This is a genomic window from Synoicihabitans lomoniglobus (assembly GCF_029023725.1).
GTDB classification, from domain to species: domain Bacteria; phylum Verrucomicrobiota; class Verrucomicrobiia; order Opitutales; family Opitutaceae; genus Actomonas; species Actomonas lomonigloba.
The window spans coordinates 3,953,250-3,974,710 of record NZ_CP119075.1; the positions used below are offsets into that span (position 1 = coordinate 3,953,250).

The 21,461-nt window shown below is 61.8% G+C and carries 18 protein-coding genes; all 18 read left to right on the top strand.

Annotation, left to right across the window (positions count from 1 at the left end; genetic code table 11):
* Positions 1-8: 8 nt before the first annotated feature.
* The 18 genes from PXH66_RS15245 (at position 9) to PXH66_RS15330 (ending at position 21,461) form a co-directional block, all read left to right on the top strand.
* Entirely contained in the window at positions 9-1,214 is a 1,206-nt protein-coding gene (locus PXH66_RS15245; RefSeq protein WP_330929900.1) for a hypothetical protein, read from the top strand.
* 43 nt (positions 1,215-1,257) lie between these two features.
* Positions 1,258-2,226 (top strand): Gfo/Idh/MocA family oxidoreductase, encoded by a 969-nt coding sequence (locus PXH66_RS15250; protein ID WP_330929901.1) that lies wholly within the window; start codon positions 1,258-1,260, stop codon positions 2,224-2,226.
* 45 nt (positions 2,227-2,271) lie between these two features.
* Positions 2,272-3,093: an HpcH/HpaI aldolase family protein gene (locus PXH66_RS15255; RefSeq protein WP_330929902.1), complete on the top strand. Its 822-nt coding sequence runs from the start codon at positions 2,272-2,274 to the stop codon at positions 3,091-3,093.
* On the top strand, positions 3,086-3,871 hold the full coding sequence (locus PXH66_RS15260) for an SDR family oxidoreductase (protein ID WP_330929903.1): 786 nt from the start codon (positions 3,086-3,088) through the stop codon (positions 3,869-3,871). Before PXH66_RS15255 ends, PXH66_RS15260 begins: the two co-directional genes overlap by 8 nt.
* Positions 3,872-4,200: 329 nt before the next feature.
* Positions 4,201-4,947: a GntR family transcriptional regulator gene (locus PXH66_RS15265; protein WP_330929904.1), complete on the top strand. Its 747-nt coding sequence runs from the start codon at positions 4,201-4,203 to the stop codon at positions 4,945-4,947.
* A gap of 371 nt (positions 4,948-5,318) precedes the next feature.
* Positions 5,319-7,475 (top strand): TonB-dependent siderophore receptor, encoded by a 2,157-nt coding sequence (locus tag PXH66_RS15270; protein WP_330929905.1) that lies wholly within the window; start codon positions 5,319-5,321, stop codon positions 7,473-7,475.
* Positions 7,476-7,750: 275 nt separating this feature from the next.
* On the top strand, positions 7,751-9,265 hold the full coding sequence (locus PXH66_RS15275) for a glycoside hydrolase family protein (protein WP_330929906.1): 1,515 nt from the start codon (positions 7,751-7,753) through the stop codon (positions 9,263-9,265).
* A 15-nt stretch (positions 9,266-9,280) separates the two neighbouring features.
* Positions 9,281-10,942, top strand: a complete 1,662-nt coding sequence (locus PXH66_RS15280; protein ID WP_330929907.1) for a glycoside hydrolase family protein — start codon at positions 9,281-9,283, stop codon at positions 10,940-10,942.
* 41 nt (positions 10,943-10,983) lie between these two features.
* On the top strand, positions 10,984-11,829 hold the full coding sequence (locus PXH66_RS15285) for an alpha/beta hydrolase family protein (protein ID WP_330929908.1): 846 nt from the start codon (positions 10,984-10,986) through the stop codon (positions 11,827-11,829).
* Positions 11,830-11,842: 13 nt separating this feature from the next.
* The gene (locus PXH66_RS15290; protein ID WP_330929909.1) at positions 11,843-13,354 is read left to right on the top strand and encodes a hypothetical protein; all 1,512 of its coding nucleotides are present in this window, start codon (positions 11,843-11,845) and stop codon (positions 13,352-13,354) included.
* A gap of 23 nt (positions 13,355-13,377) precedes the next feature.
* The gene (locus tag PXH66_RS15295; protein WP_330929910.1) at positions 13,378-14,793 is read left to right on the top strand and encodes a hypothetical protein; all 1,416 of its coding nucleotides are present in this window, start codon (positions 13,378-13,380) and stop codon (positions 14,791-14,793) included.
* Positions 14,790-15,992 carry a mandelate racemase/muconate lactonizing enzyme family protein gene (locus PXH66_RS15300; RefSeq protein WP_330929911.1) on the top strand — a complete coding sequence of 401 codons (1,203 nt, stop codon included), beginning with the start codon at positions 14,790-14,792 and terminating at the stop codon, positions 15,990-15,992. The genes PXH66_RS15295 and PXH66_RS15300 overlap by 4 nt, the downstream gene beginning before the upstream one ends.
* 9 nt (positions 15,993-16,001) lie before the next feature.
* Complete coding sequence (locus PXH66_RS15305; protein ID WP_330929912.1) at positions 16,002-17,000, top strand: D-2-hydroxyacid dehydrogenase; 999 nt, start codon at positions 16,002-16,004, stop codon at positions 16,998-17,000.
* A gap of 19 nt (positions 17,001-17,019) precedes the next feature.
* The gene (locus PXH66_RS15310; protein WP_330929913.1) at positions 17,020-17,481 is read left to right on the top strand and encodes a NanQ anomerase/TabA/YiaL family protein; all 462 of its coding nucleotides are present in this window, start codon (positions 17,020-17,022) and stop codon (positions 17,479-17,481) included.
* The gene (locus tag PXH66_RS15315; protein ID WP_330929914.1) at positions 17,478-18,326 is read left to right on the top strand and encodes a hypothetical protein; all 849 of its coding nucleotides are present in this window, start codon (positions 17,478-17,480) and stop codon (positions 18,324-18,326) included. The genes PXH66_RS15310 and PXH66_RS15315 overlap by 4 nt, the downstream gene beginning before the upstream one ends.
* Positions 18,323-19,234 (top strand): aldo/keto reductase, encoded by a 912-nt coding sequence (locus tag PXH66_RS15320; protein WP_330929915.1) that lies wholly within the window; start codon positions 18,323-18,325, stop codon positions 19,232-19,234. The genes PXH66_RS15315 and PXH66_RS15320 overlap by 4 nt, the downstream gene beginning before the upstream one ends.
* Positions 19,231-20,445, top strand: coding sequence for a mandelate racemase/muconate lactonizing enzyme family protein (locus tag PXH66_RS15325; protein WP_330929916.1), 1,215 nt, complete (start codon positions 19,231-19,233; stop codon positions 20,443-20,445). Before PXH66_RS15320 ends, PXH66_RS15325 begins: the two co-directional genes overlap by 4 nt.
* Positions 20,442-21,461, top strand: a complete 1,020-nt coding sequence (locus PXH66_RS15330) for a D-2-hydroxyacid dehydrogenase (RefSeq protein ID WP_330929917.1) — start codon at positions 20,442-20,444, stop codon at positions 21,459-21,461. The genes PXH66_RS15325 and PXH66_RS15330 overlap by 4 nt, the downstream gene beginning before the upstream one ends.

Genomic DNA, 21,461 nt, shown 5'->3' on the forward strand with positions numbered 1-21,461 from the left:
CCTGTTTTATGTCTGCCACCATCGACATTGATGCCAATCGGACCCTGCTGAATCGCTATCGCTTCGTGCTCCACGGAACGATGCACACCCTCGCGGGTTGGCTACCTCAATCCGCCACCTTCGAACTTAAGTGTGAACTCGGACGCGCCATCTGGGAGTGTGCCCAACACGTCAACGCGCTCTACCTGCGGTTGCGCGAAATCCAATCCCCCGCGTTCCAACCCCCGCCCGATGAAGCGCTCGTTCACCTCATGGCGGAACTGCCCCACGCCCCCGACGAGTTCGGCATCGCCTTGGCGTGGCAGGACGTGATCGTCCCGGATCTCATTCGCGCCCTGGAGCATCACGAAAACGCCACGTTCCCCAACAGCGACCAGCCGAGCGTCTACGCGGCCCACCACATTCTACTCGATCTCCGAGACCAACAAAAGCGGCTGCACCTCGTGATCGAAACGGCGCGAGCCGAGGGCCGCATCAAAGCCGATGCGGAAACCTGGCGCGACTACGTGCAAGTCCTGCTCGACGCCGCGGGGGGCGTGAGCGGCAACGGCTCGCGCGCCGTGACGCCAACAAGCGCCCCGGCTTGCCGCCATGCGTTTGAAACGCCTCGCGAGGCCCGCCGCGACGAACGATTCACCCGGCCCGGCGCCGACGAGGAATTGATGCCCGACGAAGCCGATTACGACCGACACACCGTGGAGGAGTTCGAGCGCTACTCCACCGAGATGCTGGCAGCTGAAACGGTCGCCGTCGTGATGCATTCCTTCCCCCGGATGCCATGGGGGTTTCAATTCGATTCCGCCCGGCATCTCTACGACGAAGTGCGACATTGTCTGATGGGTTTCGAGTGGATGCGCCAACGGGGATTCGATCCCTTTAACTCGCCGCAATACCTGCACATCTTCACCTGGCGCACGCAGTTCCCACCCGTCATGCAATATTGCCTGCTCACCATGGGTAACGAGGTGCACGCCTTTCCCTACCGGCACCGTCGCGTCGAAGAACATAAGAAAACCGGCGACGCCTTGAGCGAACAGTTCGTGCGCTACGACATCGCCGACGAAACCCAACACGTGCGCTTCGGCAAACGCTGGTTGCCCGAAATGTTGAAGCATGTCGGCGAACCCAAATCGACCGACGACTATGTCGCCGCCACCATCAGTGTATGGGAAAATGAATACAAAACGGGTAAGCTCTCACTCAATGTCGAGTAGCCATCCGCCACGCTCCTCTTTGCCCTCGCCCCGTCTCCGCTGCATGGTTCCCGTCAAGCAACCCGATCAAATCCGACTCGCCATCCTCGGGTGCTCACCGGGCAACGGCCACCCGTATTCCTGGAGCGCCATTTTCAACGGCTATGATCGCGATCTCATGACGGCTGAATGCCCCTACCCGGGCATCCCCGCCTACTTGAACCAAGAGCCGAGCGCGACCCTCACCATTCCCGGGGCTCGGGTCACCCATATCTGCTGCACCGGGGCCGGCGACTTTTCCGCCGAGCATGTGGCCCGCTGCGCGCACATCCCCCACGTGGTTGAAAAACCCACCGATGTGATCGGCCATGTCGATGCCGTGATCATTGCCACCGACATCGGCGGCGACCACGTGGAACGCGCGCGCCCCTTCGTCGAAGCCGGTCTGCCCGTCTTTGTCGATAAGCCCCTCGCCGATAACCTGCCGGATCTGCAAACGTTCCACAACTGGGTCGAAGCCGGGCACGCCATCATGTCGTCGAGCTGCATGCGCTACGCCCGTGAGTTCCTGCCCTACCGGCAGTCCACCCAAACCCTCGGCGCGCTGCGCTTTGTCAGTATCACCACCGCAAAACGTTGGGAGACCTACGGCATCCACGCCCTCGAAGGGATCTATCCAATCGTCGGTCCGGGCTTTGAAACCGTGCGCAACACCGGCACACCCGAACGCAACATCGTGCATCTCACCCATCGCGACAGGATCGACATTGTCGCGGTTGCCACCGCCGATCTCTACGGTGCCTTCGGCTGCCTGCAACTCGGCGGCACCACCGGCCACGCCGAAGCCGCTTTTGGCGACACCCTGCACGCGTTCAAAGCGCAACTCGCCGCCTTCATCGACTTCCTGCGCACCGGTGAACGGCCCTTCCCTTTCGCCGAAACCGTCGAGCTGATCAAACTCGTCATCGCCGGAAAGCTCAGCCGCGACGAAGGCGGCCGTGAGGTGCGGCTCTCCGAACTCACGCTCACCTGATTCGCCCCCTATTTTCAATTCGGTCCAGACCACTCCTCTTCCAACATGAAACTCCGACCCAGCCGCGTGCTGAAACGTCTCGCCGACGGCCAACTGCCGACGTCCCTCAAAATCAATCTCGCCGATCCGCGCGTCATCGAAATCGCCGGACTCTGCGACGTCGATGCCGTGTGGCTCTGCCAGGAACACGTGGCCAACGACTGGATCGCGCTGGAGAATCAAATTCGCGCTGCACGCGTGCATAACATCGACTCCCTGGTGCGCGTCTCCCGCGGGAGCTACAGCGACTACATTCGGCCGTTCGAATCGGACGCCACCGGCATCATTGTGCCCCACGTTGCCAACGCCGACGAAGCGCGAGAAATCGTGCAATGGACCCGGTTCCGCCCCATCGGCAGACGGGCTTTGGACGGAGGAAACATCGACGGGAAATTTTGCCTCACCCCGGTCGAAGACTATCTCGAACACGCCAACACCGAGCGCCTGGTCATCTTCCAAATCGAGTCCCCCGAAGCCCTCGAACACGTCGAAGAAATTGCCGCCGTGCCCGGTTTCAACGGGATCCTGTTCGGCCCGGGAGACTTCAGTCATTTGATCGGAAAAGTCGGCCAACTCAATGCGCCGGAAGTCGTCGCCGCGCGTCAACGCGTGGGGGCGGCTTGTCGGGCCAACGGCAAATTTGCCATGACCGCCGGGGTATTCGCTCCGCTCGAGGATTTGGTCGCAGAAGGCTATCGGGTGATCAACATTGGGGCAGACGTTGTCGCCATGTCATCCTATATCCAACAACGCCTGCACACCGTGCAGGACACCATCAGCAAGCTGCCGACCACACTCAAACCGGCCGCTCAGTCTCCCTATGTCTGACGTGCCCTCATTTTCCCTGGGCGGCAAAGTCGTCGTGCAATTCGGGGGCACCGGGGTGCTCGGCCGATCACTCGTCACCGCTCTTGCCGGAGCCGGGGCCACGCTGATCGTGGCCTCCCGCAATCGCGATTCACTCGCCAGCCTGGCGACCAAGGAACACGAGGCGGGCCGCACCGTGCATGTCGACGAAGTCGACATTGGCTCCGAGGCGTCACTCCAAGCTCTCCGTGATCGCATCCTCGCTACCCACGGCCGCATCGACGGCATCGTATTCAACGCCGTCAGTCGGCCGATGAAATCCTACGACGACAACCTCGCCGCTTGGCAGGCCTCCATGGACGTCAACGCCACCGGCTTCTTCGCCACCGTGCGTGCGTTTGGCGACGCCATGGTCGGACAAAAATCCGGCAGCATCGTGAACATTGCTTCGCAAATGGGCTCGATCGGCATGAATCCGTGGCTCTACGAAGAGACTCCGATGCAGATCCCGCCCGACTATTTCTTTCACAAGGGCGGCATGATCAACCTCACGCGGTATCTGGCATCCCACTACGGCTCCCACAATGTGCGCGTCAACGTCGTCTCTCCCGGTGGAATCTATAATCCCGACCAACCGCAGGCCGAAGCTTTTGTGACTCGCTACGGTAAGATGACGATGCTGGGCCGCCTGGCCCAGGCTCGCGAAATTGGCGGCAGCGTCGTGTTCCTGCTCAGCGATGCCTCCACCTACGTCACTGGCACTAACATCGCCATCGACGGAGGCTACACCGCAAAATAACGCGCATCGCACGGAGGTTCAAATCAGCTGGGCCGCGCTTTAACCGCCTCGGCCAGCTGCGCTTTTTTTCGCGCCCGCGAACGTGCGATCACGTTGCATTGACCAGACATGCCTCTTCCTACGCGGTGCCGGACTCAGCGGACGAAGCTGCGTTTTTCACTGCTCATTTTTGCTCAAGTGGCGGGTTCTATTGGTTCCACCGGGAATCCCATCCGCTCTCAATCAACCCGATTAATCACACCTCGCTACGGAAGATCTCAGCGCGCTCCATCAAGACGAATTCACTTGTGCGTTGAAATTCCTGTATTCGAGCGTATGCGAAGAATGAAATGAAAAGCGTCAATACCGATGTAGCCTACGACTACGTGCGCCGCCGAATCTTAAGCGGAGAATACCCCCCCGGACACGCGTTGATTACCGAAGGGTTGTCCACCGCCACTGGTGTGAGCCGCACCCCCGTGCGCGACGCCCTGCGAAAGCTGGAGGCAGACGGTTTGGTGACGATCCGCGCCCACGCCGGCGCCAGCGTCAAAATCATGGACTTGAAGGAATTCAAGGAGATGTGCGATTTGCGCCTCGCGCTTGAGAGCCATGCCGCCGGACTCGCCGCGCAATATCGCAATGAGCGCGACCTGGCGGAGATGCGTCACGCCAACTCCGAGATGAAACGGCTCACTGGTGCCATCCTCAAAAAGAAGTCCGAGGAGCCCCTCATCTCAGAACTGGTGCGGGAAGATGTTCGATTCCATATCGCCATTATGACCGCGGCCCGGAACGACCTCATCAAAAAGGAAATCCTTCGCCTGCACCTTATCAATCGAGTGGTATCGGGGCAAAACGGCACCGACCGCGCCACCCAGACCAAAGCACTTCGCGACGTGCATCGCCAGGAAGTGCTGGAGAGTCATAATCAAATCCTCACCGCGATCGAAGCCGGTGATGCTGCCGGGGCCAAACAAGCCATGGAGCATCATATACAGGATATCATCGACAACCGTTTGTCGGCGATGGTGGGAGCCGAAAGCGGGCTCATTACCCACGAATTAACCGACGAAGAGTTGGTGTATTCTCCGTAGATCGAGGGTCCGCAGGCTGCTCCGGTTCGGCCGAACTACGGCACCTACCGCCTCCCCGACTCCACAAAACCGTCTTCCGACACTTCGGGTTGCGGATCTCTGCATCCGGCCGGGAAACTCGATCTTCAGCGCTGCGGTCAGACTCAATGGAATGTTCGCCAATGTCGCCTTAATCGCAGCACCGCTACGTTGGCAGAAATGCAGCACAGACAGTGCCCATTCCCCAATCGCTCCAGAGATTGGTTCAAAAATGTTTCACCGACCGTCAAATTCCATTGACCAGTCTCCGTCAGTGGCCAGATGTATACACCTGTCCACTGACGAACCGCCGAATATCGGCGCAGGAACGAACTCATACTATGAAAAACCATATGCCTCTCGCCCGACCGGGGCGGCGACTACTCACGTGTGCAGCCATGACGGCAGCCTCCCTTGGATTGTCCGCGCAATCCGAACCCGCGACCAAAAAATCCTCGGAGTCAGATGCGATCGTCATGTCGACCTTCGAGGTCAGCACCGAACGTGACGTCGGTTACTTCTCCGCCGAGACCACCGCTGGCACTCGCACCTCGAAGCCACTCGTCGAACTTCCCGGCACCGTGAGCATCATCAACGAAGCGATGATCAAGGATCTGAAGATCGATCGTCTCGCCGATGCGCTCAACTACGGCACGGCCGGAGTCACTTCGCTGGATATCATCCAGGACGACTTTTCGATTCGCGGCTACCGCGAGAGCAATCGCTTCCGTGATGGCGTCTCCCAGTCCGGTTTCTTCAACAACCAACTCTACGACATCGAGCGCATCGAAGTGCTCAAGGGTCCCGTGGCGCTGAGCTTCGGCTCCGGCACGATTCTCGGCGGCGCGGTCAACATGATCGCCAAAGCCCCTTCGGCCACGCCCGTGCGTGAGGTCGACGTGAGCATCGGCGGCAACAGCTTCGTCCGCGGCACGGTCAACGTGTCCGACGCACTGACGGATGATAAGAACGTCCGCTACCGCGTCACCGCCGGCGCGCAGAACGACGACCGTTGGAAGGAGATGGAACGCGATAACAACATCTTCTTCGGCAGCGGCGTTGATTTCGATTTCGGCAACTCGACCGTGTCCCTCTACGGCTACCACTACGAGACCGACAGCTACATCTACTTCAACGATTTCCTCACCAGCCAGACGCCTGCCGCCGGTATCTTGGAGTTCAACGACAACTCCACCGAAAGCTTCTCCACCGCTCGCGGGAAGGACGTCTACTACGATAGCACCGACGACTACTTCAAAGCGTCGATGGCCACGCAGTTGAACGACGATCTCTCCTTCAAGGTGCTCTACCGTTATCAGGGCCTGAAGGATCGCCGCCGCATCATTCGTGGCATCTCGTTGGACGCCGATGGTTACACCCTCAATCGTCAGGACATCCCTTTCGCCATCGACGGCGATACGTCCACCGTCCAGGCCGATTTGAACTACTTGCTCAACTTCGCCGGTATGACCCACGACATCACCGTGGGTGTCGACTACACGCACTCGTTCAGCCGCCAAGGTCTGGTCGTTCTGCCCGTCGATCCGATCGACACGCGCAATCCTGACTTCTCCAGCGACGACAATCTGCCCATGGGCGACGCCATCCCGGCTTTCACCTCGGACAACGCCAACTACTCCGACGTCACGTCCTACTACGTCAGCGACTACCTTTCCTTCTTTGAGGACAAGTTGACTTTAGTCGGTGGCATTCGCTGGGTCGATGTCATCACCAGCCGCAAGAATCGTATCAACGGTGATATCACCCGCGAAGAGACCCCCACCCAAAGCGCTCCCCGCTATGGCGCGGTCTATCAACCCACCAAAAACACGTCCGTCTACTTGGTTCACTCCGAAACGGTTGCGTCTTCCAATGGTCTGAACCAACGCGGCGAGCTCCTGCCCGACTCCGTCGGCGAGATGGATGAAATCGGCATCAAGGCCTTCGACATCAAGTTGCTGGGCGGCCAGCTCTTCTCCTCGGTCGCCTACTTCGACATGGCGAAAACCAATGTCCGCGTGATCCTGCCGGACATCGATCCGCAAACCGGATTCAGCATCATCACCACCACGACGGGTGACACCTCCAAGGGCTTTGAATTCGAATTGGGCTACCGCGCCGAAGTCGGCCCCGGTCAAGTCGATCTGATCGCCACCCACTACAATGCCGAGACCCGCAATGCCGACGGCCTCCGCGTGCCGTTTGCTCCGGACGATGTATCGAGCCTGTTGCTCAAGTATAGCTGGAGCGAGGGCGCTCTCGACGGTCTCGCCATTGGTCTCGGTGGCTACTTCGAAAGCACCAAGCTCGCCTCCACCTCCCAGACGCTGATTCTGGACTACGGCAATACCTACGACGCGTTCGTCAACTACAGCTGGAATGACTGGCGCTTCAGCCTGAACCTGAACAACATGTCGGACAACCGCTACGTGGCTCGCTACGCCGCCCCTGGTTTGATCCAAGGCAGCGAACCCCGCACCGTCCGCTTGAACGTCGGCTACAGCTGGTAGCCCACCGCGCGCTCCGCGCTTAATAAAATTCCAGGGCCTCGATCGTATTTCCCAGCTCCATTGGCTGAACGATCGAGGCCCTTTTTCATGTCCCTCGTCTGCTTTTCCCCGCCCCCCGTTCTTTGTTCCGAATCCATCGCTCACTGGCTCCTTCACGCCACCACCAAGCGTAACAACCACAGAACGGAAAAACTCCCTCTCGCCCCCTCCCCTTTTTCGACGGCGTGCCGCCGTCGCGATCTCTCCCTTTAATCTCTTCACCAAATATACGTCCTATGAAGAAGCTCCTCGCGTTCCTGCTACTACTCAATTCAGCACTCCTTGCTCAACCCCTCGAACTGGGGTCCCGACTCGAAATGTTCGTCGACCACTTTCTCATCGACGAGATGGATGGCGTCAGCCTCGAGATGCAGAAACCGCACAATGCCGGTCACGCGTTGGACTTCAATGACCCGTGGGACCGTGACGCGTCCGGCTACGCCACCGTCATCGAAGACGACGGCCTCTACCGGATGTATTATCGCGGTGGCCCGGCCGATGACTCCGCCGGAAAAGATGAAGGCTCCACCTCCTTTTTTTGCTACGCCGAAAGCCGCGACGGTATCAACTGGGTGAAACCCGAGCTCGGCCTGGTCGAGTTCGAGGGTTCGACCGCGAATAACATCCTGCTTTCCCCGTCCCCGAAGGACGACCCTTACACGCAAAGCCTCGCGCCATTCATCGATCGACGCCCCGGCGTGCCTGCCGATGAACGCTATAAAGCCATCGGCGGACAATGGCCCCAAGGTCTCTACGTTTCAGTCTCCCCCGACGGGATACACTGGCGCAAGTGGCGCGACGAACCCGTGTTCTCCAATGGTGCTTTCGACTCACAGAACGTCGCCTTCTGGTCCGAAAGCGAAGAATGCTACGTGCTCTATTTCCGCGTCTTCAGCGGTTGGACCAACTACGCCTCCGATCAAAAATGGAAGACCACCGGGTTCCGCACCATCTCCCGCACCACCTCCCCCGATCTGATCAATTGGAGCGAACCGGAACGCATGAGCTTCGGTGCCACGCCACTGGAGCAACTCTACACCAATCACACCCACCCCTACTTCCGGGCCCCCCATCTCTATATCGCCACGCCCATGCGGTTCGTGCCCGGTCGTCGCTTTCTGAACGATGAGGAGCTCGCCGCCCAAGGCGTGGGCAAGAACTTCCTCGGGATCGTCCGTGGCACCCACAACATTCCCAATGAACTCTCCGACACCGTGCTGATGACCAGTCGGGGTGGTGCGCGCTACGATCGCTCCTTCATGGAATCCTTTGTGCGCCCCGGTCTCGACCGCGGAAATTGGGTTTCCCGCAACAGCATTCCCGCCACCGGTATCGTGCAAACCGGTCCGGCCGAAATGTCGATCTACGTCGGCCAAAACTACGTGCAACCCACCGCCCACCTCGCCCGCTACACCTTGCGGCTCGATGGCCTCGGCGCCGTCAGCGCGCCCTACGCCGGCGGTGAAATGATCACCAAACCACTGACCTTCACCGGCAATCAACTCGTGCTCAACGCCGCCACTTCGGCCGCCGGTAGCATCCGCGTCGAAATCCAAACCGCCGAGGGTAACCCCATCCCGGGATTCACCCTCGAGGAGTGCCCCATTTTTGTCGGCGACAGCTTGGAAAAGGTCGTCACCTGGGACAACGGCGGCGACCTCAGCAAACTCGAAGGCCAGGCCGTGCGCTTACGTTTCGTGATGATGGATGCCGATCTGTTCGCCCTGCAGTTCAATCCCACCAAATCGTGACCTGACTTCCCCGTCATGGCGACCTCTTCTCCCTACCCCACTCGCCGCCACCATTTGCTCCCCGTCGTCCGACCTCTCCTGTTCGGACTCGGGGCCGCCCTCTCGACGGCGGCTGCACCGTTCCAACTGCCCGATACCGGCGCCCCGGCCAGCACTACCGTCGTCCTGCTGGCCATCGATGACCATGCGTTTCCGCTGCGCGACAACCTCGCGCTGTATCTGACCACTCCCACGGTGAGAGCCGAACCCGTGCTCCAACCCTCGGTCGATCCGAACGCTCCCGACAACGCCGCCACTCATTTTTACGGCTCCGTCATCCGGGAGGAAAATCGGTTTCGCATGTGGTATTACGCGGTGCACACCGTGTCGACCGAGGGTGCCATCGGCGTGAGTCCAGTGTGCTACGCGGAAAGCATCGACGGTGAAATCTGGACCCGCCCCCACCTCGGCCAAGTGGACTGGAAGGGCAACCGCGACAACAACCTCGTCGCGCTCGGACCCGATCCGACGGAAGCCTGCTCCGGCGTCTCGGTCATCCGCGACGACACCGATCCGGATCCTGCTCGTCGCTACAAGATGGTGTTCGGTAAACAAATCGAAACTGCGGCCCAACAGCGTCTCGGCGTATCCCGGCGCTGGGTGGTGCGCACCGCCGTAAGTCCGGATGGCCTCACCTGGACGCAACTGCCGCAGGTCGTTTCCGGCGATCAGTTCGCCGAACTCTCGTCCCTCTACCACCACAACGGCCTCTACGTGGTAAACTCCCACATCCGCAGCCACGGCGAGGGCGACCGCCAGGAAGGCCGCCAAGGCTACGCCTGGGTCTCGCCCGACTTTACCCATTGGTTGCCGCAATCCGCGCCATCCTTTAAAACCGCCGAACCTCTGGACGGCGCCGGCTGGGGCACCCACGGCAACTCCGGAGACGACTACACCCAAGTCCATCTCGGCGTCGGAGCCACCTCCCTCGGCAACGTCGCCATCGGCCTCTACGGCATGTGGCATCAACGCCAGCCCAACTGGGGCGAGGGCGGCATCACTTGCGACCTCGGTCTCCTCCTCAGTCAGGACGGTCTTCACTTCAATGAAGTCGTCAAAGGCCAGCCCTACCTGCGCAGCGAACAATCCCCCGCCAAACCAGTGGCGGGCAAAGCCTACCCGACCATTCTCTGCCAGACCAACAGCATCCTCAACGTCGGCGACGAAACCTGGATCTACCACGGTCGCTGGCGCAATGTGGACTTCCAGCAACTCGGCTCGCCCACCAACGACGGCACCAACGTTGCCCAAAACTATTGGGGCGGCGTGGCACTCGCCAAACTCCCGCGGGATCGTTGGGGCGCCCTCGCCTTGTGGGCCGAATCCGATCAGGGCAGCCTGTGGACCACACCCATCACCTTGCCCGCCGCCGCCGCACTCACCGCCAATGCCGCCGGACTGAGTGGACTCACCTTCCTCGTCGCCGACGAACGCTTCAACCCGATCGAAGGATTCGCGGCAGGTCGCGCCCCCGCCACCGACGACAACGATCAATTCGATGCCGCCGTCATCTGGGCGGGCCACGACCTCGCGGAACTCGCCGGTCAAACCGTTCGACTCCGGGTGTCCTTTGACCGCGGCACGGCGCCCAATCCACAACTTTTCGCGCTCAACCTCACCCCATCGTCCGACGAGTAGCTCCGGGTGAAGTCATTCACCGCCGGGCCTTCCTTCCCGCCATGTCCTTTCTCGCTCCATCCACCCTCACCGGAGCCTTGATGCTCGGCGCCTGCCTGTCATCGCTGCCGGCCGCCCCACCGAACCCGGCGTCACCACCGATCAAATACGACGAAACCACCACCGGCGTGCGCTTCGGCACCTGGGGCGAAACCACGGCCACTCCCGCGCCCGTCTTCTTCATCCTTGCGAGCACCATCGAAGAGACACTGGGCACGGCCTACTTTCGGCAGGCGGGCAATGCCTTGGCGGAGCGAGGATTCATTTGCGTTTCCGTCGATCTGCCGTGCCACGGGGCGCAACTTCGCGCCAGCGAACGCCCCGGACTCGACGGTTGGCGTGATCGAGCAGACCAGCATGAAAACTTCGTCACCACATCGAACCAGCGACTGCGCGAGGTGCTCGATCATCTCATCGCCGACGGCACCGCCGATCCGGAGCGCATCACCGCGGGCGGCACGTCCCGCGGGGGCTTTTTGGCCCTGCAGTTTGCCGCCGCCGATCCGCGCGTGAGCAGCGTGGTCGCATTTGCGCCCGTCACCGATCTCACCGCTCTGCGCGAGTTTCACGGCACCGAGGACAACCCGTTCGTGCAATCACTTTCGATCATCCATCAAAGCCCCGCCTTCGACGCCCGCCCCGTTTGGGTGGTGATAGGAGACCGCGATGAACGCGTCAGCACGGCCGCCGCCATCTCGTTCGTGCGCGCCATTACCGCGTCCGCCCTCGACCGCGGCCTCAACCCGCAAGCCGAGCTTCACGTGCTGCCCGAACCCAAGGGTCACACCACCCCGGCGGGCGCTCCCGAGCAAGCCGCCGCGTGGATTTTATCCCACCTGCAACCCTGACTTCACTCCGCTCATGCCCCTCCACCCGGACTCTACCTCCCTACCTCGTCGCAATTTTCTCAAGACCGTCTTCGCCGGTGGTCTCGCCCTGCCTCTCGGTGGCTTCGCCGCCGAAAAGGGAACCACCGCATCTGCTTCGCCCGCTGGTGCATCGGATGCTTTGAACGGCCTGCTGCCCGATTTCGGGCGCATGGCGCCGGCCGAGAAAATCCGTCGCATCGAGGCCCTGGTGTCGGCTGGTCGCCGTCATCCCAGCGGGATCATGGTGTGCATGCCCTACGTCGCGCCCGATGGGCTGCGTCAGGTTCGCACGTCGGACTTCGCGGGCCAGGACCAGTTCTCCGTGAACTTCGGCCACAAGTTCAAAGCCATCACCGATTTCTTCGACAACGAGAACTCCATCACCACGTCCGGGAGTCATCTGGCAGCCCAAAGCATCCGCTTCCAAGCCACCGAGGATCCCGCCGCCCTGGCGGCCGCGCGCGTGGCCTACCGGTCCCTGCGCACCGTCTTTCAATTTGGCGTCGACGCCGGCGTGCCCGGTTTCATGGGCAAGCCGTTTCACTTCGAGTATTCCGCCCACACCACCGGCGATCAGTATCTGCATACCTTGTGGGGTCTGTGGAACTTCCTCCCCATCGCCTCGCCGGCCGAACAGACCGAAATCCGGGATATGTTCATCACGATGGCCGACTACCAGATGGAGGTGGACTACACGATTTTCAACCGCACCGGCGGCAGCTGGAACAACCGACTCGATCCCACCGATTACAATGCGATCATGGCGGCGATCGTGGCCGTCGCCTACAAGCTGAGCGGCGACCGAAAATACCGCGACGCCTACAAATTTGTGGTGGAGACGGGCAACTGGCAGACCCACCGCCGCATCGACTACATCGTCGAGCAATTTCACCGCGGCACCTACGAACCAAAGCTCTGGGACGAGATCGCCGGCGCCCAAGTCGACGCCGGAGAGTTCGCGCATTGGGAGCAGATTCAACATTGTCAGTTCACCGCGATTTCCGCCGCGATCATTCACGAGTGCGTGCCCGACCTCTTCACCAGCGACGATCTCAGCCGCGTGCTCGCGCTGTGGTGGGCCGACCAACCCATGGGGTTCGACCCGGTGAATTGGAACTACCTCTACTGGTTCATCATTTCGACCCAGGATCGCAGCTGGCGCTCGGTGGAAATGACGCCGCGCCTGCCCCGCGACCAGTGGATGGGCGGCCATCCCATGCTGTCGTTCGCGTCCAAATGGGTCTATGGCGACTGCCTCGCCCGCTTCCAATGGACGGCCCTGGTCGTCGCTCGCCACTGCCCCGCCAAGCGCGAGGAAGCGGCCCGCTTCGCCGCCGGCACCCTGCAGCGCCTCCAGCCGCGCCACCTGCTGTGGATCTCCGACCCGGACGGGCAACAAGTCCCCCCTTCGGTGAACTACTTCACTCACTTTCTCAGCAGCGAGGCCCCGGAATGCATGATCGCCTCCTACTGGGAAGGCCGTCGGCTCAACCTGTGGTCTTAATATTCTGAATACATCGCTCGGCCATGAAATCGCTTTTCCGCTGGTTGCTCGTCGCGCTCGGTTGTGCTTCGCTCTCAGGGCAGGCGGAGACCGTTTCGTTGGAGAATCTGGATACCATCCCGTCGGTCGCCGACCGGGTGAACCTCATCGAACGTTTTGTGGGCGAGCGCTACTTTGATCCTCAGGGTTTGATGTATTCCCACTTGAACTGGCGCGAAGAGCGTCCGCTTCAGGCGGAGGACTTCAGCCCGGCGGATTCGGTCATGCCGGGCCCCGAGCCGTGGCAATGGATGAGCTACGAAAACAGCGCGTTTGTTTCGGGGGTGTTGCTCGCGGCTCAGTGCTACCACTATCAGGCCACGCAGGATCCCGCCGCCCTGCAACTCGCGGCGCGGGCTTTTCACTCGCTCGACACCAACTACCGCCTCACCGAGGAGCGCGACCGCTCCACCGAGGGACCACAGCAACGGGCCGGTTTCATCGGTCAATCCACCTTGCGCGCGAAGGAGACCGGCTTCTTCTGCAAACCCTACTACGGCCAGGCCACCGACAACACGAGCACTGAGCAGCACTTCGCTCCCTTGCTGGGGCTCTATCGTTATTGGCCACTGGCCGATGCGGAGACGAAACAACGCATTGCGCAAATCTTCCGGGAGGTTTCCCGACGTTGGCGAGCTGGCTACGTGATTCACTACTTCGGCGAGGCGTGGGATATGGAAAAATCCTACCCGCGGGCCCAACGGCACATGTTCCTGTGGATGGTGATGCACCGCATGGCCTACGAGCTCACGGGAGACGCGGAGAGCCTCGACGAATTCCACCGCCTCAAGGCGCTCTACGCCAACATGCCCACACCGCGCGAAACCGAATGGGGACTCGGCCACCCCACCTACACGAGCACCGAGGACCGTTCCTTTCACGTGCAAATGGTCATCGGCGCGGAGTTATTGCTCGAACTCGAACCCGCGGACCGCGACCGCTGGTTGCGCGGTATGGAGGCGTGGTGGCGCTACTCGTTGATCGGTCAACGGGAGGATCTGGCGAGTTACTATTTCATCCAAATCGACGCCCTGACCGGCGATTGGGAAAAGCTGCCCACCGCCATCAAGCCGCGCGCCCTCTGGCGGTCTCCCTTCATGCTACATAACGCAGTCCTGCCGATCTGCTGGCTCGGCACCCAGGAGCGCCAGAGCATATCCAGCGCAATCGTGGCGCGACACGTTCCGGCCTTGGCCGAGGCCACGCAGGCACGGTTCGAACGTATTTATAGCGGGCTCGGGAAGGCGGACCTGAAGTGGTTTTCCGACCCGGAAGACGCAATGCCGCCACCTCTGCACTGGATGCTCAACATCATGCAAGGCGACGCGTTGGCCTTTTATTCGCTCGGCTACTGGTATGCCCGCGCCCACGCCGCGGAACTCCCCTTTTCGCTCCCATGAAAATCACTGACGTCACCACGCAATTGCTGACCGCTCGCTGGACCGACGACCCGTCGTTCCCCCAGGCGCTGCACTCCACCGCGATTATTCGCATCCAAACCGACTCCGAGTTCGAAGGGCTCGGAGAACTCACCTGGGGCTACTTCGCGCCCGACGCGGTGCCCGCCATGGTGGACTATTTTCGACCCGTCCTCATCGGACGTGATCCGTTGGCCATCACCCAACTCACCCGCGCCCTCATCGACGACTCAGTCTGGTGGGCGCGTTCCGGCGCCGGTAAAAGCGTCATCAGCGGCCTTGAGCTCGCGCTCTGGGATTTGAAGGGCAAGGCCTTCAATGTGCCCGTCTGGCAACTCCTCGGAGGCGCCGTCCGTGAGCGCATACCCGTCTACGCTTCCGGCGGACCGTCGCTGTGGCCGCTCAACAACCTCGTGCGTAAGATCGAGCACTACGCCGCGCTCGGCTACCGCACCGCCAAGCTCTCGACCAACTACTATGAGCTGCCTCCCGCACTCGATGAACAGGTGCGGATGACGGCTGTGGCGTTTCCTTTTTCGCGTCGACTGGAGGTTCTCCACGAGGGCTTCACGCGCTTGCGGGCGGAGTTTGGCGACACGATGGACTTTGCCATCGACGGCCATCAGGGCGGCGTGCCGAATCCCATCCCCGTGAGTGAAGCCGTGGGCATCGCCGAAACCCTGGCGCCGTTTCGACTGCGCTTTTACGAGGAGCCGCTGGCCTACACCAATCTCGACGGCTACGCCGAACTGCGTTCACGTGCGCAAATCCCCCTCGCCGGCGGAGAAAGCCTCTGCGGGCTCGACCAGTTTCACGACCTCATCACCAAGGGCGGCGTCGATGTCATCCAACCCGACATCGGTTTCGTCGGCGGCCTGCAGGAAACCGTGCGCATCATGCACCACGCCGAGGCGCACAATCTCAGCACCGCCATTCACACCGGTGCCTCGATGGGTCCTTCCCTCGCCGCCTCCTGGCACCTTGCCGCCGCATCCTACTCGGTCGATTGGCTGGAGCACGTGCAGGCGGCCAGTTCCATCCAACGCGACCTCCTCGTCGACGAATTCAAGGTCATCGACGGCACCGTCGGCCTGCCCTCCGCCCCCGGTCTCGGCGTGCGCTTAACCCCCGAGATTATCGACAAATATCGTTTCGTGCCGAGCTCCGGCGAACGCACCTGATACCTCCCGATGAAAATCCACTTCAACATGGCGTTCGCGCTCACGCCCGACCAACGCACCGCCCTGCAACAAATCGCGCCCGGTTGTGAAATCGTGCACACGTCCGAACCGAACCCCGACCTTCTGGACGGCCACGATGTCGACGTGTTGGTGACCGAGCCCGTGCCGCGCGACCTGGCCCAATGGCCGGCCTTGCGCTGGGTGCAGCTGCTTTCCGCCGGTTCCAATCACTTGCAAGGTCACCCGATCTGGGGAACCGACATCGCTGTAACCAATGCCAGCGGCACCCACGGCGTGCCCATCGCCCAATACATCACCGCGACCTGGCTCATGATGATGCATCGCATGCCTGAGCTCTTGGCGTTCAAGCCTTCCCGCATCTGGCCCGACCGCGCGGCGCTTTCCGGCCGCGTCGTGCGCGATCTCACCGTCGGCATCATCGGCTACGGTGGCATCGGGCGGGAGTCGGCCCGCCAACTCCATGCGCTCGGCATGCGCGTGCTCTGCCTGAAACGCAATCCGGAGGATCGCATCCACCACGGCAACAACCCCTTCCCCGGCACCGGCGATCCGACCGGCAAGATTCCCGCCGCATGGTATGCCCCGGAGCAACTCACGGAGTTCCTGCCCCAGTGCGACCTCGTTGTGGTGACCGTGCCCAGCACCCCGCAAACCGCCGGATTCCTCGGGGCCGACGAGCTTCAACAGATGAAAAAAGGCGCTCACCTGATCCTGATCTCCCGCGGCGGCATCGTGGATGAAGCCGCCCTGGCCGCATCGCTGCACGCCGGCCATCTCGGCGGCGCGGCCGTCGATTGTTTTGTGCGGGAACCGTTGCAGTCCGATCACCCGTTTTTCGACGTGCCCCATCTCATCATGACGCCGCACATGTCCGGCGTCTTCTCCGACTACTGGCCCGTGCTGTTCAAGCTCCTCGAACAAAACCTCCCCCTCTTCCTCTCCGACCAACCATTGCTCAACGAAGTCAGCCGCACCCACGGCTACTGATTCCCTTTTAACCACCACCATGATTCTCGATTCTCTCGCCCATTGGGGCCAATACCGCTGGCTCTCGCCCCACTTTCCCTCCGCGTTCGCCTTTCTCGAAACCATCACGGCCGACGCCGCCGTCGGTCGCCATGAAATCGCGGGGGACGATGTCTTCGCCTTCGTGCAACAACACGAGACCAAGCTGGTGGAAACGTGCCGCTTCGAAGCCCATCGTCAGTATCTGGACATTCAATACATCCTGCGCGGCCGCGAAATCATGCATTGGGCTCCCCTGCCGACTCTCACCGAGGTTACGATGCCTTTCGACGCGGACAAGGATGCCGCCCTCTACGCCCGCTCGATCCCCGGCGTGCCGGTTCCCGTGCTCGCCGGACAGTTCACCATTTTCTTTCCGGGCGACGGCCACATCCCGTCCTGCGCTTGGGACGACGTGCCCGCCGAGGTGCTCAAGGTGGTGGTCAAGGTGCGCGTCGCATGATCCCGGCGGGAACAGCGGCGACCCCGTCCGCCCGATCCATGTTGCTCTTCGGCTCGCTGTGGTCCCTGCGGCACTATCCCACCACATCCCGCGAGTGGTCCTGGCGTCGCAAACTCGCCGCCATGCGTGCGGAAGGTTTCGACGGTGTCTTCGCCCCGGCGCATCCCGCGCTGCACGATCGCGGCCCACTGCGTTACTGGGCGGCCACCAGTCTGGGGGTCGCCGCGGAGGTCGCCCCGGCCTTCGCCGCCGCCAAGGAACTCGGCGCCCTCACCGTCAATGTGCAGCTCGGGGACTACGACTCACCGCTGGCGGAAATGGTTAAACTCGCGTCGCGCGTGCGGGCCGTCGCTCGCGATTTCGATCTGCCCTTCACCATCGAAACGCATCGCGATACCTGCACCGAAACTCCCGAGGCCACGTTCGCCCTGATACAGGGCTATCGCCGAAAAACCGGGGAGGCACTGCCCCTCTGTCTCGACCATTCGCACTTCGCCGTCATTCGTCACCTCAAACCGGATACGTTTTGGGAGCGTCTGCGGGAGCCGGCCGAACTGCTTGCGGACTGCACCCGGTTTCACCTGCGCCCCTTCAACGGCCACCACTGCCAAATCCCCGTGCTCAGCGCCACCGGACGCCGGACGCCCGAATACCGGGATTGGCAAAACTACGCCGCCGCGCTCTTCCACCATCTCCGGACGGAACCATCCGCCGACCCCGTCTTCGTGGTCCCGGAACTGGGCCACGACAACCCCGCCTACGGCCTGAGCTGTTTCGGCGACACGTGGCACGACGTCCAGACCCTCACCCGCGACCTGCGCCGCCTCTGGCGCTCTTCATCATGAATGATCATCCGCTGCCTTCTTTCGGTAAAATCGCCCTCGGTGGCGCCACGTTTGGTCGCGAGATCGATCAACCGGCCGCCTTCACCCTGCTCGATCACGCCCTTGATCGGGGGATAACGCAGGTGGACACGGCCGCCGGCTACAGCGCGGGCGCTTCCGAGTCCATTATCGGCGCCTGGTTGCAGGCCCGCCGGCCCCGCGCCTTGAGTGTAGCGACCAAGGCGATTCCGCCCTACGATGCCACAACCCTCACCACATCGATCCAACAGAGCCTGAACCGGCTCCAGGTCGACGCTCTGGAATTATTCTACCTCCATCACGGGCACGAATCCATCACCGACGAAACGCTGCGACTGCTGGACGACATGGTGCGCGTCGGCACGATTCAAGCACTGGGCATCAGCAACATCAAGGCCACCCAGCTCGCCGCCCTGTTGCAGCGTCAAACCGAGCTGGGACTCGCACGGTTTAGCGTCTTGCAGTGCACGAACAATCTCGCGGTCAGCGATCTCGATGTCGCCACTCGCGAGCTGTGCGTCCGCTATCGACTCGCCGTGGTGACGTTCAGCCCCATCGCCGCCGGTTTCCTGACCGGCAAACATCAGCGTGGGGTCATCGCCCAGTCTCGCTTCGATCTCATACCCGGTCATCAGTCCATTTATTTTAAGCCGGATCCGCACGCCCGTCTCGATGCACTCCTCAAGCTGGCTCGCGCGACCGGACACCCGCCCGCCCATCTCGCCCTCGGGTGGGCTCTACGCCATCCGATGGCCACGTCGGTGTTGATCGGCGGTCGCACCACCACCCACCTTGATCAAGCCTTCGCCGTGCGAACCATCGACGATGGTCTGTTCCGACAACTCGATGAGATCGCTCACCTTTCCGCTCCGCCCACTCCCCTGCCGTGAAAATTACCGATCTCCGCACCACCCTGCTGACGGGTCCCTGCACCAACGATCCCTTCCTCAGTGAAGCTCGCCGCCTCCGCAGCGCTGCATTCATCGAGGTGATCACGGACGGCCCGCAAGTCGGTATCGGTGAAACCTACGCGGGTTACTTTTGCCCGGAAACCGTGCCCGCCATCGTGGAGTTTTTTAAACCGATCCTCATCGGACAGACCGTTGACGACATCCCCGAGCTGTGGCGTCGCATGTATCACTGCGGCAACTTCTGGTGTCGGGTCGGACTGGGCACGATCGTGCTCAATGGTATCGAAGCCGCCCTCTGGGACTTGAAAGGCAAACAACTCGACCAACCGGTGCATGCGTTGCTGGGTAACACGCCCTTCGACCGCCTGCCGTGCTACGCCACGGGGGGACCGAGCAACTACCCCAAGGACAAACTCGCCCGTAAGATTGACCACTACTTTTCCCTCGGCTTCCGGGGCGCGAAAGTCGGCGCCGGTAGTTTCGATCCCGCGACCGGATGGAACCTGCCCTCGACCCCGGCTGGGGCCGCCGATCTCGAAGCCGACAAACTCGCCTTCCTCCGCGCGCAGGTCGGCCCCGACGCCATGCTCATGCTCGACGCTCACATGGGGAACAGTCAGGGCATGCGCTGGACCGTCGAGGTGGCCACGGCCGTCGCTCAGGCCCTCGAACCCTTCAACCTGTTTTTCCTCGAAGAGCCGCTGCACTACACCGATCCGTGGGGCTACGCCGAGTTGAGTCGCTCCACGACGGTGCCGATCGCCGGTGGAGAATGCCTGACGGCCCAGTTCGAGTGGCGGGTGTTCGTCGAGCAGGACTCGTTCGATATCGGCCAACCCGACGCGTCCTTCACCGGCGGTTTGGGTGAGTTCATGGCCGTGAGCCGAATGATGGCCGCCCACGGTCGCAAGATCGCCACTCACGCGTGGGGGGCCGGTGGCTCTCTGATGCAAAACGTGCACGCCGGATTTGCCGCCCCCAATACCTGCATTCTGGAAATCCCTCCCGACTACGCGGGCCTGCACGCTGACATCATCGACGGCGGACTGAGAATCGAGGACGGTCACGTGCTCCCGCCTGATCGACCCGGCCTCGGCATTGTCCTGACCGACGAGATCAAACAGCGTTACCCGTTCCAACCCGGGTCGGGAGAATTCAACAGCGTGCCGGGTAAAATCCTCTCCACGTGACTCCCCTCAATCTCCTCATCGATGTGCCGGTCGAGCCGGCCGTGCTGGCGGCGTTGCAAAAAACCGGGCGCTACCAGATCGATGTGATTGATCCGCCCGCCGAGGTTTCGCGCCCGCTGCCCGTGGATCGTATCCGGGAAACGGACGTGCTGTTTTGCAGCGTCCCGCCGCAGAATAACGCGGCCATGGCGCATCTACGTTGGGTTCAACTCGCCTCGACCGGCTACACCCAACTGTTCGGACTCAACCTGCCGGAACGCGGCATCCGAGCAACCAACGCGAGTGGCTGCTTCGATGTGCCCATCGCCGAATGGGCCATCGCCATGATGATCAACCTCGCCCGGGATTCCCGCCAAATGATCCGCAACCAAGATGCCGCCGTGTGGGACCGCTCCGCCCGATTCCAACGGGAAATCCGTGGGCTCACGGTGGGCCTGTGGGGCTACGGAGGAATCGGACGCGAAACCGCTCGACTCGCCAAGCAACTCGGCCTGCGGGTTCATGTGCAAACCCGTCACGGCGTGCATCCCCGAACCGACACCTACCGGGTGCCGGGCACCGGCGATCCCGCGGGCGAGCTGCCGGACCGTATATTCCTTGCGGGCGAAGAAGCCTCGTTCCTCCGCGACCTCGATTTCCTCATCGTGGCCATGCCGCTGACCCACGCGACCGAAGGTCTGATCGGCGAAACCGAACTCCGGATGCTGCCCCGCCACGCCTTCGTGCTCAACCCGGCCCGCGGTCCCATCATCCAAGAGCAGGCCTTGGTCCGGGCCCTGCAGGAAGGCTGGATTGCCGGTGCCGCACTGGACACGCACTACCACTACCCGATGCCACCGGAGCATCCGCTGTGGAAACTGCCCAACGTGCTCTTCACTCCACATATTTCGGGCTCCAGCCTGAGCCCGAATTTCAAGACGCGACTCTGGGATATCTTCGCGCAAAACATGTCGCGCTTCGCTGCCGAGGAACCCCTGCTCAACGAGCTCGGCGTCGCGCAATTACAGGGACACTGA